The 14,960-nt window shown below is 62.4% G+C and carries 14 protein-coding genes; 5 read left to right on the top strand and 9 right to left on the bottom strand.

All coding sequences use genetic code 11. The annotated features are described in order from the left end of the window. Positions 1 to 3: 3 nt before the first annotated feature. The 3 genes from ybeY to miaB form a co-directional block, all read right to left on the bottom strand. On the bottom strand, positions 4 to 462 hold the full coding sequence (gene ybeY, locus NR164_RS19520; protein WP_079444779.1) for an rRNA maturation RNase YbeY: 459 nt from the start codon (positions 460 to 462) through the stop codon (positions 4 to 6). Beyond that, positions 455 to 1,456, bottom strand: coding sequence for a PhoH family protein (locus tag NR164_RS19525; RefSeq protein ID WP_017848326.1), 1,002 nt, complete (start codon positions 1,454 to 1,456; stop codon positions 455 to 457). The genes ybeY and NR164_RS19525 overlap by 8 nt, the downstream gene beginning before the upstream one ends. Positions 1,457 to 1,640: 184 nt before the next feature. After that, positions 1,641 to 2,966 (bottom strand): tRNA (N6-isopentenyl adenosine(37)-C2)-methylthiotransferase MiaB, encoded by a 1,326-nt coding sequence (gene miaB, locus NR164_RS19530; RefSeq protein ID WP_256823135.1) that lies wholly within the window; start codon positions 2,964 to 2,966, stop codon positions 1,641 to 1,643. A gap of 131 nt (positions 2,967 to 3,097) precedes the next feature. On the opposite strand from miaB, the gene NR164_RS19535 reads away from it, so the two are divergent. Next, the gene (locus NR164_RS19535; protein WP_003194436.1) at positions 3,098 to 3,424 is read left to right on the top strand and encodes a DUF1820 family protein; all 327 of its coding nucleotides are present in this window, start codon (positions 3,098 to 3,100) and stop codon (positions 3,422 to 3,424) included. Positions 3,425 to 3,466: 42 nt separating this feature from the next. On the opposite strand, the gene NR164_RS19540 is transcribed toward NR164_RS19535, so the two are convergent. The 4 genes from NR164_RS19540 to NR164_RS19555 form a co-directional block, all read right to left on the bottom strand. Next, a complete protein-coding gene (locus NR164_RS19540) occupies positions 3,467 to 4,021 on the bottom strand; it encodes a tetratricopeptide repeat protein (protein WP_017848324.1) in 555 nt (184 codons plus the stop codon). A gap of 224 nt (positions 4,022 to 4,245) precedes the next feature. After that, positions 4,246 to 5,529, bottom strand: a complete 1,284-nt coding sequence (gene hemL / locus NR164_RS19545) for a glutamate-1-semialdehyde 2,1-aminomutase (protein WP_046381936.1) — start codon at positions 5,527 to 5,529, stop codon at positions 4,246 to 4,248. Positions 5,530 to 5,540: 11 nt separating this feature from the next. Further along, complete coding sequence (gene thiE / locus NR164_RS19550) at positions 5,541 to 6,170, bottom strand: thiamine phosphate synthase (RefSeq protein WP_017848322.1); 630 nt, start codon at positions 6,168 to 6,170, stop codon at positions 5,541 to 5,543. Between the two features lie 18 nt (positions 6,171 to 6,188). Then, positions 6,189 to 6,986 (bottom strand): hydroxymethylpyrimidine/phosphomethylpyrimidine kinase, encoded by a 798-nt coding sequence (locus NR164_RS19555; protein ID WP_026140190.1) that lies wholly within the window; start codon positions 6,984 to 6,986, stop codon positions 6,189 to 6,191. Between the two features lie 288 nt (positions 6,987 to 7,274). Here NR164_RS19555 and NR164_RS19560 point away from each other — a divergent pair, with 288 nt between their 5' ends. The 4 genes from NR164_RS19560 to NR164_RS19575 all read left to right on the top strand — a co-directional run bounded on the left by NR164_RS19560 (position 7,275) and on the right by NR164_RS19575 (position 13,725). Then, positions 7,275 to 9,668, top strand: a complete 2,394-nt coding sequence (locus NR164_RS19560) for a hybrid sensor histidine kinase/response regulator (protein WP_256823136.1) — start codon at positions 7,275 to 7,277, stop codon at positions 9,666 to 9,668. Positions 9,669 to 9,737: 69 nt separating this feature from the next. Then, positions 9,738 to 11,390 (top strand): acyl-CoA dehydrogenase family protein, encoded by a 1,653-nt coding sequence (locus NR164_RS19565; protein WP_169883824.1) that lies wholly within the window; start codon positions 9,738 to 9,740, stop codon positions 11,388 to 11,390. Between the two features lie 155 nt (positions 11,391 to 11,545). Further along, positions 11,546 to 13,018 carry an AMP nucleosidase gene (amn, locus tag NR164_RS19570; protein ID WP_164886999.1) on the top strand — a complete coding sequence of 491 codons (1,473 nt, stop codon included), beginning with the start codon at positions 11,546 to 11,548 and terminating at the stop codon, positions 13,016 to 13,018. A 71-nt stretch (positions 13,019 to 13,089) separates the two neighbouring features. Then, on the top strand, positions 13,090 to 13,725 hold the full coding sequence (locus NR164_RS19575; RefSeq protein ID WP_104904386.1) for a pseudouridine synthase: 636 nt from the start codon (positions 13,090 to 13,092) through the stop codon (positions 13,723 to 13,725). Here NR164_RS19575 and NR164_RS19580 read toward each other — a convergent pair. Next, the gene (locus NR164_RS19580; RefSeq protein ID WP_026140189.1) at positions 13,720 to 13,929 is read right to left on the bottom strand and encodes a DUF2788 domain-containing protein; all 210 of its coding nucleotides are present in this window, start codon (positions 13,927 to 13,929) and stop codon (positions 13,720 to 13,722) included. The two genes, NR164_RS19575 and NR164_RS19580, sit on opposite strands and share 6 nt — an antisense overlap. 165 nt (positions 13,930 to 14,094) lie before the next feature. After that, complete coding sequence (locus NR164_RS19585; protein WP_003194418.1) at positions 14,095 to 14,574, bottom strand: Lrp/AsnC family transcriptional regulator; 480 nt, start codon at positions 14,572 to 14,574, stop codon at positions 14,095 to 14,097. Between the last annotated feature and the right edge of the window lie 386 nt (positions 14,575 to 14,960).

The raw sequence follows: 14,960 nt of genomic DNA on the forward strand, positions 1-14,960 counted from the left end.
TGATCAGTTTTCGTCATCTGCATACGGATCAGGGTGACCCAATTCTGCAAGCAACGATCGTTCCAGTGCTTCCATTTCTTCGGCTTCGTCATCGTCTATATGGTCGTAACCCAACAGATGCAAGCAGCCGTGGATGACCAGATGAGCCCAATGGGCTTCAAGGGCCTTGCCTTGTTCCTGCGCCTCACGCTCGACGACTTCGACGCAGATCACCAGGTCGCCCAGCAACGGGATATCCAGCAGTTCGTCGGGTACGTCGGCGGGGAAGGACAGCACGTTGGTCGCGTAATCCTTCTGGCGCCAGGTGTGATTCAGTTCGCGGCCTTCGGGTTCGTCCACCAGGCGGATGGTCAGCTCCGAGTCGGCGGTGCGCTGGCGCAGGGCCAGGGCGCACCATTGACGGAACTGCTCTTCACTGGGGGCGTGCGCGTCGGTTGCCAGTTGCAGGTCAAGCTCAAGCATCGCGGCGGGTGTCCTTGGCCGGGGCGTCGTCGCGGTGCTCGAAGCGCTCGTAGGCTTCGACAATGCGCTGGACCAGCGGGTGGCGGACGACGTCCTTGGGCATGAAGTGCGTGAAGCTGATCCCCGGCACGTCTTTGAGCACCTCGATCACCTGGGCCAGGCCCGACTTGGTGCCCTTGGGCAGGTCGACCTGGGTGACGTCGCCGGTGATCACGGCGGTGGAGCCGAAACCGATACGGGTGAGGAACATTTTCATCTGTTCGACGGTGGTGTTCTGGCTTTCGTCGAGAATGATGAAGCTGTTGTTCAACGTCCGGCCGCGCATGTAGGCCAGCGGGGCGATCTCGATCACCTGGCGCTCGATGAGCTTGGCCACGTATTCAAAGCCGAGCATCTCGTAGAGTGCGTCGTAGAGCGGGCGCAGGTACGGGTCGATTTTCTGTGCCAGGTCGCCGGGCAGGAAGCCGAGCTTTTCGCCGGCCTCGACCGCCGGGCGCACCAGCAGGATGCGGCGCACTTGCTCGCGCTCCAGGGCGTCGACGGCACAGGCCACGGCCAGGTAGGTCTTGCCGGTACCGGCGGGGCCGATGCCGAAGTTGATATCGTTACCGAGGATTTCTTTGACGTAGCGCTGCTGATTCAAGCCGCGTGGGCGAATCATGCCCTTTTTGGTGCGCAAGGCCACGCTGGCTTCGGCCACCGGGTTGTTGGCCAGGTCTTCCACGGCCGATTCCTGCAGGTACAGGTGGACCGTTTCCGGCGACAGCTCACTACCCTTGGTTTCGCGGTAGAGGCGGCGGAGCAGGTTTTCTGCAGACGTGGTGTGCTGGGGTTCACCAATCAGCTCGAATTGATTGCCGCGGTTGCGGATCTCGATGCTCAGGCGTTGTTCGATCAGGCGCAGGTGCTCGTCGAACTGTCCGCACAAATTGGCGAAACGGCGAGCCTCAAACGGCTCGAGGAGAAAACGATGGGGTTCGATGGGTGCGTTCAAGGTCGCTTTTAGCCGCCCTTTGGCTGTTGAGGTGAAAGAGAGGATAACGCCACGCGCCAGTGTGCGAAAGCACTTATCCAACCCGATCCAGTGTGGGAGGGGGCTTGCCCCCGATAGCGGAGTGTCAGGCAGCTCATGTGCTGCTGATGTACCGCAATCGGGGGCAAGCCCCCTCGCACATTTATTACACCAGAGAGCCGCGCAACGAGTGCGGTTGCGCCGCATCGATGTGGACATCGGCGAACTGGCCGATCAGGGTCGGGTTGTCGCAACGGAAGTTGACGATGCGGTTGTTCTCGGTGCGCCCTTGCAGTTCGCCCGGGTCTTTTTTCGAGTAGTCGGTGACCAGGATGCGCTGGGTGGACCCGACCATTTGTCGACTGATCTCGAACCCCTGCTGGTTCAGGCGATGTTGCAGGGCGTTCAGGCGCTCTTTTTTCAGCTCTTCCGGGGTCTCGTCCAGCAGGTCGGCGGCAGGCGTGCCGGGGCGCTGGCTGTAGACAAACGAGTAGGAAAAGTCGAAACCGACGTCTTCAATCAGCTTCATGGTCTGCTGGAAGTCTTTCTCGGTCTCGCCGGGGAAGCCGACGATAAAGTCCGAACTGATGCAGATGCCCGGCACTGCCGCGCGTAATTTGCGCAGTTTGGATTTGTATTCCAGGGCGGTGTGGTTGCGTTTCATCGCCGACAGGATGCGGTCCGAACCCGATTGCACCGGCAAGTGCAGGTGCTTGACCAGCTCCGGCACTTCGGCGTGGGCCTGGATCAGGCTGTCGGAGAACTCCAGCGGGTGCGAGGTGGTGTAGCGAATGCGCTCGATGCCATCCACCGCGGCGACAACCCGGATCAGCTCCGCGAGGTCGGCCAGGCGCCCGTCGTGGGTCTGGCCGCGATAGCCGTTGACGTTCTGGCCCAGCAGGGTCACTTCACGCACGCCGTTTTCGGCCAGGTGGATGATTTCTGACATTACATCGTCAAACGGCCGGCTGACTTCTTCACCACGGGTGTAGGGCACCACGCAGAAGGTGCAGTACTTGCTGCAACCTTCCATCACCGACACGTAGGCGCTCGGCCCATCGATGCGCGGCTCGGGCAGATGGTCGAATTTTTCGATTTCCGGGAACGAGACGTCGACCTGAGGCAGCTTGGTGAGGCGTGCGGCGTCGATCATTTCCGGCAGGCGGTGCAAGGTTTGCGGGCCGAAGACCACGTCCACGTAGGGCGCGCGGTCGCGGATGGCTGCGCCTTCCTGGCTAGCGACGCAGCCGCCGACGGCAATCACCATCTCCGGGTTGGCCAGTTTCAATTCACGCCAGCGGCCCAACTGCGAATACACGCGGTCCTGTGCCCGTTCGCGGATCGAGCAAGTATTGAGCAGGATCACGTCGGCATCTTCGGTGCGGGCGGTGACTTCCAGGGCCTGATGTTCACCCAGCAGATCGACCATGCGCGAGCTGTCGTACTCGTTCATCTGGCAGCCGTGGGTTTCAATGTAGAGCTTCTTGGCCATGGGAATCGTCAACTGGTGGTAAAGAACCGCGCATTATAGGGGTCATGTCCATCGGTTCCTAGCACTGTGCATCGGGTGCCATGCTATAGTTCGCGCCCTCTTTTATATCCCCGATGTGTTCCCCGCCCACCATGACCAAACGTGAAGCTCCAATCTATAAGGTGATTTTCCTCAACCAGGGCCAGGTGTTCGAAATGTACGCCAAGCAGATCTATCAAAGTGATCTGTGGGGCTTCCTGGAAGTGGAAGAGTTCGTCTTTGGCGAGCGCACACAACTGGTCGTCGACCCGGGCGAGGAAAAACTCAAGGCCCAGTTCGAAGGCGTGGTGCGCAGTTTTGTGCCGATGCATTCGATCGTGCGTATCGATGAAGTCGAGCGCCTGGGCACGCCGAAGATCAGCGAAGCGCGTGGCACGAGCAATGTCATGCCGTTTCCGATGCCGATGCCTGAGAAGTAGGGCGTTTGTAGCGAGGGCGCTGGCTCCCTCGTCACCGGTCGATCAGGGCAGGGGCGAGAACGGCGAGCGCCCATCCGCGCTCTGCAGTTCCTGCAGATAATTGCGGAAGATCTGGCCCAGCACCTGGGTCGCCAGTTCCAGCTCATCGCGCTGCATGTGTTCGGCAACTTCGTCGGCGGTGTCCAGTGCGTCTTCGGCGCCGTTGACCGCGGCCATTTTCAGCACGATATACGCCTGGACGTTATTGGCCGGCACCCCTTCGCCTTTGAAGAACATGGTGCCCAGCTGGAATTGCGCCTGGGCGTGGCCCTGCAGCGAGGCTTTTTCGAAGTAGTTCAACGCTTTGTTGAGGTCGCGCGCGGGGTTCTTGCCGTCGTGGTAGTACTCGCCCAACTCGTATTGCGCCTGCGCATCCCCGCCGTCGGCCTGTTTCTGGCACGCGCTCAGGGCCTCGGCCTGGCTGTCTGGCTGGGTATTGAGGGTGCAACGACCCATCGCTGGGATTAACAACGAGTTGCCGCCTGCTTGTGCATGTGCCAGCAGCGGCTGAAGGAGCAACAGGCAGCCCAGGACCAGGGTGCGGCCGGTGCGTTTCATGGGAATCGACTTACCTCTGACGGGGCACGCGGACCCTCGGGGGTCCAATAAGCGCGCATTATGAAATAAGCAGACCTCTGCTTACAAAGTCTTTACTCGTTTTTCTGCCGGTTGGGCAAGTTATCTGCCGGATTGCAGGTGATTTCTCGAGAAAACCAGGAAAAGTCTGTAAGCAAAGTAGCAAATCTGACGCCGCCGGGGGCGACGTCAGAATGCTGTGCCGGTTATTTCAGGGCGGCGAAGGCGCGCTCGGCAGCATCCAGGGTCAGTTTCAACTCGGCGTCGCCATGGGCGATCGAGGTGAAGCCGGCTTCAAAGGCGCTCGGTGCCAGGTAAACGCCGCCGTCCAGCATCAGGTGGAAGAAGCGCTTGAACAGGCCGGCGTCGCTGCCCATCACGTCCTCAAAGGTGACGATATCGTCGGCGCCGCTGAAATACAGGCCGAACATGCCGCCTGCTTGCGTGGTGACAAACGGAATGCCGGCGGCATCGGCGCGCTGTTGCAGGCCGTCGAGCAGGCGGGAGGTGTAGTCGGTCAGCTCGGCATGGAAGCCCGGGCGGCTGATCAGGCGCAGGGTGGTCAGGCCGGCGGCCATGGCCAGCGGGTTACCGGACAGGGTGCCCGCCTGGTACACCGGGCCCAGCGGCGCGATGTATTGCATGATTTCGCGCTTGCCGCCGAAGCAGCCCACCGGCATGCCGCCACCGATGATCTTGCCGAAGGTGCTCAGGTCCGGCGTTACGCCGTAATGCGCCTGGGCGCCACCGAGGGCCACGCGGAAGCCGGTCATCACTTCGTCGAAAATCAGCACCACGCCATGCTTGTCGCACTGCGCGCGCAGGCCTTCGAGGAAGCCCGGGGCCGGCGGTACGCAGTTCATGTTGCCAGCGACCGGCTCGACGATGATGCACGCCACCTCCTGGCCCACTTCATTGAGCATCTGCTCGACGGCGGCGATGTTGTTGAACGGCAGGGTCAGGGTGTGTTTGGCGAAGTCTGCCGGCACACCGGCCGAGCTTGGCACGCCCTGGGTCAGCGCGCCGGACCCGGCCTTGACCAGCAGGCTGTCGGAGTGACCGTGGTAGCAGCCTTCGAACTTGATGATGCTGTCGCGGCCGGTGAAACCGCGGGCCAGGCGAATCGCGCTCATGGTGGCTTCGGTGCCGGAGCTGACCATCCGCACCATCTCCATCGACGGCACGATCGAGCAGACCAGGTCGGCCATCTCGGTTTCCATCGAGGTCGGGGCGCCGTAGGACAGGCCGTGTTGCAGCTGCTGGCGCACGGCGTCGAGTACGTCCGGGTGGCTGTGGCCGAGGATCATCGGGCCCCAGGATCCGACGTAGTCCACATAGCGCTTGTCGTCTTCGTCGGTGACGTAGGCGCCTTCGGCATGCTTGAAGAACAGCGGCGTGCCGCCGACGCTCTTGAATGCACGCACGGGGGAGTTCACACCGCCGGGGATGTGTTTCTGGGCATCGGCAAACAGGGTTTCGGAACGGGACATGATCGGGCTCTCTAAACTGAAGATTTAAGAAGATCGTTGAAAGCGCGGGCGCGGCGCGTGACTTCCTGGGTGCTGTCGGCACCAAACAGGCCGTGTACCACGGCGAGCAAGTCGGCCCCGTGGGCCACCAGCGGTTCGGCATTCTCCAGGGTGACGCCGCCGATCACGCAGATCGGCAACTGCAGGCGCGCGCGGGCCTGGGCCAGCATTTCGAGGCTGGCGGCGGGGGCGCCGGGCTTGGTGCTGGAGTTGAAGAAGCGGCCGAAGGCGACGTAGCTGGCGCCTTCTTTCGCGGCCTGTTCGGCCAGTTCGATCTGGCTGTGGCAGGTGGCGCCGATGATCGCCTTGGAGCCCAGCAACGCACGGGCCGTGGTCAGGGGACCATCGGTCTGGCCCAGGTGAACGCCGACGCCCAGGCGCGCGGCCAGTTCGGCGTCATCGTTGATGATCAGTTGGGTCTTGTAGCGCGAGCACAATTCGCGGAGTTTTTCCGCTTCACGCAGGCGCCGGGCCTCGTCGCTGCTTTTGTCACGGTACTGCAGCAGGGTCACGCCGCCATCCAGCGCCGCTTCGACGTAGGCGAGGAATTTGCCGGCCAATAATTGGCTGTCGGTAATGGCATAAAGGCCACGTAGTTTCATCGGGCAGGCCTCTTGGTGTTACGAGCAGAAATCCAGCGGCAGTCGGCGAGGCACGAACTGGCCCTGGCCGAGTTGTTCGGCGTCACGCAGGGTGCGCCAAGTGTAGTTGAGGGCCGATTGCACGGCGCTGACCAGGCCTTCACCCTGGGCGATCCGGCCCGCCAGCGCGCTGGCCAGCGTACACCCCGAACCGTGATAGCTGCCGGGCAGGCGCTGGCAGGTAAAGGTCTGGCGCGTGCCGTCGCGGCTGTACAGGCGGTTGTGGACTTGGTGCTCATCGCCATGGCCGCCGGTAATCAGCAGGTGCTTGATAAACGGCAACAGCTTTTCCGCGCATTCGTCGGCCGTGCCCTCAGGCAGTTCGGCAAGGATGCGTGCTTCAGGCAGGTTGGGCGTGGCGATCAGCGACAACGGCAACAGCCGCTCGCGCATGGCGTAGCCGACTTCGTCCTTGCCCAGGCTGCCGCCGCCGCCGGCGCGCAGCACGGGGTCGCACACCACCGGCAGGTGCGGGTGCGCCTGCAGCAGTTCGACCACGGTGTCGACCATCGCGGTGGAGCCGAGCATGCCCAGCTTGACCGCCGCCACTGGCGAATCGCTGAGCACGGCGTTGGCCTGGGCCAGCACCCACTCGCGGTCGAGCACGCGGAAATCACTGACGTTGACGGTGTTCTGCACCGTCAGCGCGGTAACGGCCGGGGCCGCATGGCAACCCTGGGCGAGCAGGGCTTCGATATCTGCCTGCAAGCCGGCGCCACCACTGGGATCATGGCCGGAGAGACAGAGGACAACGGGGCGAGAGCTGTAGATATTCATGGTGCGCGAGCTTACCACCAAACGCTTTTGGCGTGGCCGTCTGGCGATGGCTGAATTTTGCCCGGATCCATGGGCAGTTATGGCTGTTTGCTAGTATCGGATTTTAGTTGTGAAGTCCGCTGAAAGCCTTGTTCTAGAGCCTTTAGAAAAATTATATCAATGGTGTCTAATGGCCTTTAGCGGCTATGCTAAAGTGATTCGAAACAACTTACTGTATCGCCGGTATACGTCTTCTCAAAAGGAATGGGGGGCTTTTTGACATGACCGGACAGGTCACGCTGGGGCTCTATGCGTTATTTGCTGATTTTATTATTGTGCGGGCTACCGCTGCTCGCCGACGCCATTGAGTTCACCCAAGACACTCGAAGCCTGCCGCTGGGCCGGGCCATGCAAGTGCTCGAAGACCCGACCAACACCCTGACCATTGCTGATGTGAGCGCTCCCGCCGCCACCACACAGTTCAAGCCCCACGACAAAGACACCCTCAACGCCGGCTATTCGCGCTCGGTGTTCTGGCTCAAGGTCAACCTGCGTTACCAGCCCAAGCCGCCTGAAACCCAGCGCACCTGGCTGCTGGAGTTGGCCTATCCGCCCCTCGACCACCTTGACCTGTACTTGCCCGACAGCACCGGCAACTATCGCCTGGCCGGTCGCACCGGGGACGCCTTGGCGTTCTCCAGCCGCGAGATTCGCCAGAACAACTACCTGTTCAAGGTCGACTTCACGCCGGGCGAAACCAAGACCGTCTACCTGCGCCTGCAAAGCGAAGGTTCGATCCAGGCGCCGCTGACGCTGTGGTCCAGCACTGCCTACCTGGAACAACAACCGCTGCGCCTATATGTATTGGGCCTGATCTATGGCGTGTTGCTGGGGATGCTGGTGTACAACCTGTTCATCTACCTCAGCGTGCGCGACACCAGCTACCTTTATTACATCTTCTATATCGCCTCGTTCGGTCTGTACCAGCTGTCGGTGAACGGTGCGGCGGTGGAGTATTTCTGGCCGAACAACCCCTGGTGGGCGAATGCCGCGACGCCGTTCATGATCGGCTCGGCGGCGTTGTTCGGCAGCTTGTTCGCCCGCAGCTTCCTGCACACCGCCCAGCACAGCCGCTGGATCAATCGCCTGTTGCTGGCGCTGGTGGCCTGTGGCGCGGTGGTGATGCTGCTCTCACTGATGACCAGCTACGCCCTCGCGCTGCGCCTGGCCACCGGCCTGGCGCTGGTGTTCACCGTGACTATCTTCGTCGCCGCCATCAAGGCCTGGTACTGCGGCCAGCGGGTGGCGCGTTATTTCATCATCGCCTGGTCGGCGTTCCTGCTGGGCGGCGTGGTCAACACCTTGATGGTGCTGGGTTACCTGCCGAATGTGTTCCTCACCATGTACGCCAGCCAGATCGGCTCGGCGATCGAAGTGGCGCTGTTGTCCCTGGCCCTGGCGGACCGCATCAACGCCATGCGCGAGCAACAGGCGCAGATCCTCTACGATGCGAGCCAGAAGCTCGAAGTGCTCAACCAGCAGTTGGCCCGCAGTAACCGGCTCAAGGACGAATTCCTCGCCACCCTGACCCACGAACTGCGCACGCCGATGAATGGGGTGATCGGCTCCCTGGAGTTGATGCAGACCGTGCCCCTGGACGACGACCTGGCGAACTACCAGCAAACCGCCGCCGGCTCGGCGCGGGACATGATGCGGATGGTCAATGGCATCCTCACCCTCACCGAGTTGCAGGCCGGGCGCCTGAGTGCCCAGCCCAAGGTGTTCAGCCTGCGCGGCGTGCTCGACACCTTGCGCCAGCAGTTCAGCGCCAGCGCCCAGAGCAAAGGCCTGGCCTTTTCCATCGATGTCGCCGACGACTTGCCCGATCGCCTGCGCGGCGATGCCGACAAACTCAGCCAGTGCCTGGATTGCCTGTTGGACAACGCCTTCAAGTTCACCCACGAAGGCGTCGTGCGTCTGCGGGTGGTCGGCGTGCCCCTGAGCGATGGTGCAGTGCGCCTGAGTTTTATCGTCACCGACACGGGCATCGGCTTTGCGTTCCTCGACGAGGCCACCCTGTACCAGCGTTTCTTCCAGCTCGATGGCTCGACGACCCGCGAATACGGCGGCCTGGGGATTGGTCTGGCAATCTGCCGGCAACTGATCGAATTACTCGGCGGGCGTCTCACCCATCATTCCGAACCGCGCAAGGGCAGTCGTTTTCAGCTGGAACTGGCGGTCACCCCGCTGCAGCCCGAGCCACGCCCGGCAAGCCCCGCGCACGCACGCACGCCTGCGCAGTGTGCGGTGTTGCTGGTAGACGACAACAGCGTCGGCCAGTTGGTGGTGCGCGGCATGTTGCTCAAGCTCGGTTATCGGGTGAAAACCGTCGACAGCGGGCCGGCGGCGTTGGCGGCGTTGCAGGGGGAAACCTTCGACGCAGTGTTGCTGGATATACCGGAAGGCGGTTTCTCGTTGTGCTGTCAGATTCGCGCGTTGCCCGGCTGCGGCGAGTTACCGGTGATCGCCCTGAGCACCACGTTGAATGTGTCCGAACGCGAGCGCTGCCATGGCATCGGCATCACCGAGCGCCTGGTCAAGCCGGTACGTTTCGACGCGCTGCAAGCGCTGCTGGAACGTCGGCTGCTGTGTCCGTCAGAGGGCGAAAGCGCCGGACATTCGGCGCGTATGCCACTTTTTTAAGCGAGATGACGGTGCTTAACTGAAATTCGGGCCGCAACTCCAGGTGGCCTTTTTTCCAGGAGGCCCGTCATGAACCTGCACCAGTTCGCCGAAACCCACGACGTCACCAACCAGCCGCCCTCCCTGGACGGCATCAACCTGTACCGCATCGACGTGCCGCTGCAAGACTGGTCGCGCCGCTTCGACGCCGGCTGGGCAGCACCGCGCTTCGATGCCTATGGCGCGTTGGCCGGTGGGCCGCTGATGGCGGCCGGGTTCCTGGCGAACCAGAACAAGCCGCAGTTCAGCAGCCATGACCGCTATGGTCACCGTGTCGACCTGGTGGAGTTTCACCCGGCCTACCATGAGCTGATGCACACCGCCGTCGAGCATGGCCTGCCGTCGCTGCCGTGGGCTCATCCACAATCCGGCGCCCATGTGGCCCGTGCTGCCCTGACGTACCTGCACAGCCAGGCCGAGGCCGGCACCGGCTGCCCGTTGACCATGACCTTCGCCTGCGTCCCGGCCCTGCGCCTGCAACCGGATCTGGCGCAGACCTGGCTGCCGAAAATCCTCAGCACCGACTACGACCCGCGCAACGTCGGCATCGCCCACAAGGCCGGTGCCACCATCGGCATGGCGATGACCGAGAAACAGGGCGGCACCGACGTGCGCGCCAACACCACCCGTGCTTACCCCGTGGGCGCGGGCGGTCCCGGCCAAGCCTATGAACTGGTGGGGCACAAGTGGTTCTGCTCGGCGCCGATGTGCGATGCGTTCCTCACCCTGGCCCAGACCGACAAGGGCCTCACCTGCTTCCTACTGCCTCGGCACCGTCCGGACGACACGCGCAACCAGTTCTATATCCAGCGTCTGAAAAACAAACTCGGCAATTGCTCCAACGCGTCCAGCGAAGTCGAGTTCCGCGGCGCCCTGGCCTGGATGGTCGGCGAAGAAGGCCGTGGCGTGCCGACCATCATCGAGATGGTCGCCATGACCCGCTTCGATTGCATGGTCGGCTCCAGCGCCTTGATGCGCCAGGCGCTGACCCAGGCCAGCCATCATTGCGCCCATCGTTCGGTCGGCGGTCGCGTACTCAGCGAGCAGCCGCTGATGCAAAACGTGCTGGCCGACCTGGCGCTGGAAAGCGAGGCCTCGCTGGCCTTGAGCCTGCGCATGGGCCGCGCCCTCGATCATTTGGGCGATGAGCAGGAAGCCAAGTTCTCCCGGCTGGTGACGGCGGTGGGTAAGTATTGGATCTGCAAGCGCGCGCCGGCGATGATCAACGAAGCCGCCGAGTGCATGGGCGGTGCCGGTTATGTGGAGGACAGTATCCTGCCGCGCTTGTATCGTGAGGCACCGGTGAATTCGACGTGGGAAGGTTCCGGCAATGTGCAGTGCCTGGACGTGCTGCGCGCCTTGTCCAAAGAACCGGGCGTGCTGGAAGCGCTGTTCGTCGAACTGGGCGACGGGCATGGCGACAGGCAGTTGGCGCGGCATGTCGAGCAACTGAAATCGGCGTTCATGGACACCCAGGATATCCAGTACCGCGCGCGGCAGCTAACTGAGGACATTGCCGTAGCGTTGCAGGCCAAGTTGTTGCTGGAGGCCGGGAACGCGGCGGTCAGCGATGGGTTTATCGCCAGCCGTTTGGGCCAGTCGTCGGGACGCGTGTATGGCACCTTGCCACGCGGTGTGGATGTTGAGGCGATTGTCGCGCGGTCCACGCCACAGGCCCTTTGAATACACGCGGTCAACATGTGGGAGCTGGCTTGCCTGCGATCGCGGTGTGCCAGCCTCCCACAGGGACTGAGCTCTTCTTGAGTAGGCATGCCAATTCAAAGTTTGCGTCTGACAGGGATACAGGCAAGATAAAGGTCTGCAAGTCAGCACACAGGATGCTTACCGTGACCGAAGCTTTTGTTGTCGTTCAAACCGCCGAAGAAGCCGTGGACCGGCTGGCGGCTCTGCATGAGCGTGCTACCGGCGCGCTCAATCAGGCCCTCAAGCAATACCTCAAGGACCGCGTCGAGCCCGACGCCGAACAACGCGCGATGTTTCGTTACCCGGAGCTGCGCCTGACTTACCAGTGCCATGGCGAAGTCCCACAAACCACCCGGGCGTATGCCAAGGTCCAACTGCCGGGGACTTACAGCGTCACCGTCACCCATCCGTCGGCATTCCGTAAATACCTGCTGGAGCAATTGGTGCCGCTGATGCACGATTTCACCGTGACGGTGGAAGTCGGCGTCAGCCAGCAGAATATTCCTTACCCGTATGTGGTCGAGCAGGGCGACGAACTGGCCGGCTCCGGCGTGACCGCCGCGACCCTGGCGCGGGTGTTTCCCAGCACCGACCTGTCGGCCGCCACCGATGGCATCGCCGACGGCCTGTACGACTGGGAAAACACCGACCCGCTGCCCCTGGCCCTGTTCGATGCGGCCCGCGTGGACTTTTCCCTGCGCCGCCTGGTGCATTACACCGGCAGCGATTGGCGCCATGTACAGCCGTGGATCCTGCTGACCAACTACCACCGTTATGTCGACCAGTTCATCCTGCATGGCCTGGAGCAACTGCGCAGCGACCCGCGTTTTATCCGCATGGTGTTGCCGGGCAACGTGATCATCGACAAGAGCATGGACCACGGCGAAGCGTCCGCCATTGCCGCAGGCGTGGTCTGGCACCGTTACCAGATGCCGGCCTACCACCTGCAGGCCACTGACGGCCACGGGGTGACGCTGGTCAACATCGGTGTCGGCCCGTCCAACGCCAAGAACATCACCGACCACCTAGCCGTGCTGCGTCCGCATTGCTGGCTGATGATCGGCCACTGCGGCGGCCTGCGCCAATCCCAGACCATCGGCGACTATGTCCTGGCTCACGCCTATATGCGCCGTGACGGCATTCTCGACCGCGTAGTGCCGCCGAACATCCCGATCCCGGCCCTGGCCGAAGTGCAGATGGCCTTGCAGCAAGCGGCGGCCAACGTCACCGGCGAAAAAGGCGAAGAGCTGAAAAAGCGCCTGCGCACCGGCACCGTGCTGACCTACGACGACCGCAACTGGGAACTGCGCTGGGCCCAGGAACGGCCGCTGATCAACCTGTCCCGCGCCGTCGCGGTGGACATGGAGAGCGGCACCATCGCCGCCCAAGGCTACCGTTTGCGCGTGCCTTACGGCACGTTGCTGTGTGTCTCGGACAAGCCGTTGCACAGTGAGATCAAGCTGCCGGGCTCGGCCAACGCGTTCTATGAGCGGGCGGTCAGCCAGCACTTGAAGATCGGCATCGAGGCGGTCGACCTGTTGCGCACCGAGCTCAACTCGCTGCACTCGCGCAAACTGCGCAGCTTCGACGAGCCGCCGTTCCGCTAAGCGGTTGGGATGGTCATTTAGCGGTCAGGCCACTAGCATTGTCGGTCCTGACCGTTAGATGTTCTTTCGCCATGTCCCGTCCCAGCCGTCCCGATTCGCGTCGCCCTGGCGTGAAAGCCCCGTATTCCGCAACCCGTCGCGTCGCCAAGGCGCCACCGGCCGAGCCGAAGCTGATCCTGTTCAATAAACCGTTCGACGTGCTGACCCAGTTCAGCGACGAAGGCGGGCGGGCGACCCTCAAGGATTTTATCGACATCCCCGGCATCTACCCGGCGGGCCGCCTGGACCGTGACAGCGAAGGCCTGCTGCTGTTGACCAACGACGGTCAATTGCAGGCGCGGATTGCCGACCCCAAGCACAAGCTGGCGAAAACCTACTGGGTGCAGGTGGAAGGCGAACCCACCGAAGAACAACTGCAACGCCTGCGCGACGGGGTGGAGCTCAACGACGGCATGACCTTGCCCGCCGAAGCCCGGCAACTGGACGAGCCTGAGTTATGGCCACGCAACCCGCCGGTGCGTTTTCGCAAAAGCGTGCCGACCCACTGGCTGGAGTTGGTGATTCGTGAGGGGCGAAACCGCCAGGTGCGGCGCATGACCGCGGCGGTGGGGTTGCCCACCTTGCGCCTGGTGCGCGTGCGGATTGGCGATTGGTCCATCGACGGCCTGGAGCAGGGCCAATGGAAGGCCGTGCCGGCGCGCTTATAAGGCGCCGGACTCGATCAGGCCGATCACCACGCTCTTGATGACGAACGCGGCCACGCCCAGGCCCAGCACGAAAAACAGAATGAACGAGCCAAAACGCCCGGCCTTGGATTTTTTCGCCAGGTCCCAGACGATGAAGCCCATGAAAATGATCAGAATCGTGACCAGGCCGGTCATCATCCATTCTTCGAATAGTGCGGGGTCAATCGAGTTCATTCGGTAATTTTTCCGACAGGGCAGGCGGGAAGTATACGGCAGTGCTCGGGCTGGGCATTGACCTGCGTCGGTGCGTCGCAGGCAGACTTCACGGTTGAAACACAGGCTGAATGTGGGAGGGAGCAAGCCCACTCCCACCTTTGACCGTCACCGATCTCAAGTACGCAGGTGGGTCAGCGGCAGCTCGGTGCTGTTCAATACCTGGTTCAGCACAAAGCTCGAGCGCACGCTGGTCACGCCTTCGATCCGAGTGAGGTGGCCCAGCAGCAGCTTCTGGTAGTGATCCATGTCCGGCACCACCACTTTCAACTGATAGTCGGCATCCATCCCGGTCACCAGGCTGCATTCCAGCACCTGCGGCAGGGTGCGGATGGCGGCTTCGAAGTTCTCGAAGCGCTCGGGGGTGTGGCGGTCCATGCCGATCAGCACGTAGGCGGTGAGGCTCAGGCCGAGCATCTTGCGGTCGAGCAGCGCGACCTGGCGGGCGATGTAGCCGTCGTCCTCCAATTGCTTGACCCGGCGCGAGCAGGGCGACGGCGACAGCCCGATACGCTCGGCCAACTCCTGGTTGGAGATCCTCGCGTCGCGCTGCAATTCCGCCAAAATACTCAGGTCGTATCGGTCAAGTTTGCTCATGGGGCTGGCCTTTGTCGTAACTATTGCGGTGAATTATCCCTTAAGGGTTAAAAATTGCGCAAGCACTGTTTATTGACGCAATCTTCGCAATCATCTGCCGGGGCGCTGCGCCTATGATTACCAACAGAATCACCGCCTGGACATAGTCCACTGCAGCTCGCCCAATCAGGCCCGCTGCGGCCGCCACCCCAGCAGGGTTGAGCCGGCCTCCAGGCTGCACACTGTCCACAAGACGGCGTGAGGTGAGCCAACGTCATAAGCGTTGAGCCAGGACGAAGTTCTCAAGGGGCGGCCGACGGGCTGCCCCTTTCTTTTTGCCTTAAGAAAATAGTTCTCGTGACTGATAACCTGTTCCAGAACCGGGCGAGGCTTTTCCAGTCTCATTG

The sequence above is a fragment of the Pseudomonas sp. Pse79 genome (assembly GCF_024519615.1).
Lineage (GTDB): Bacteria > Pseudomonadota > Gammaproteobacteria > Pseudomonadales > Pseudomonadaceae > Aquipseudomonas > Aquipseudomonas veronii.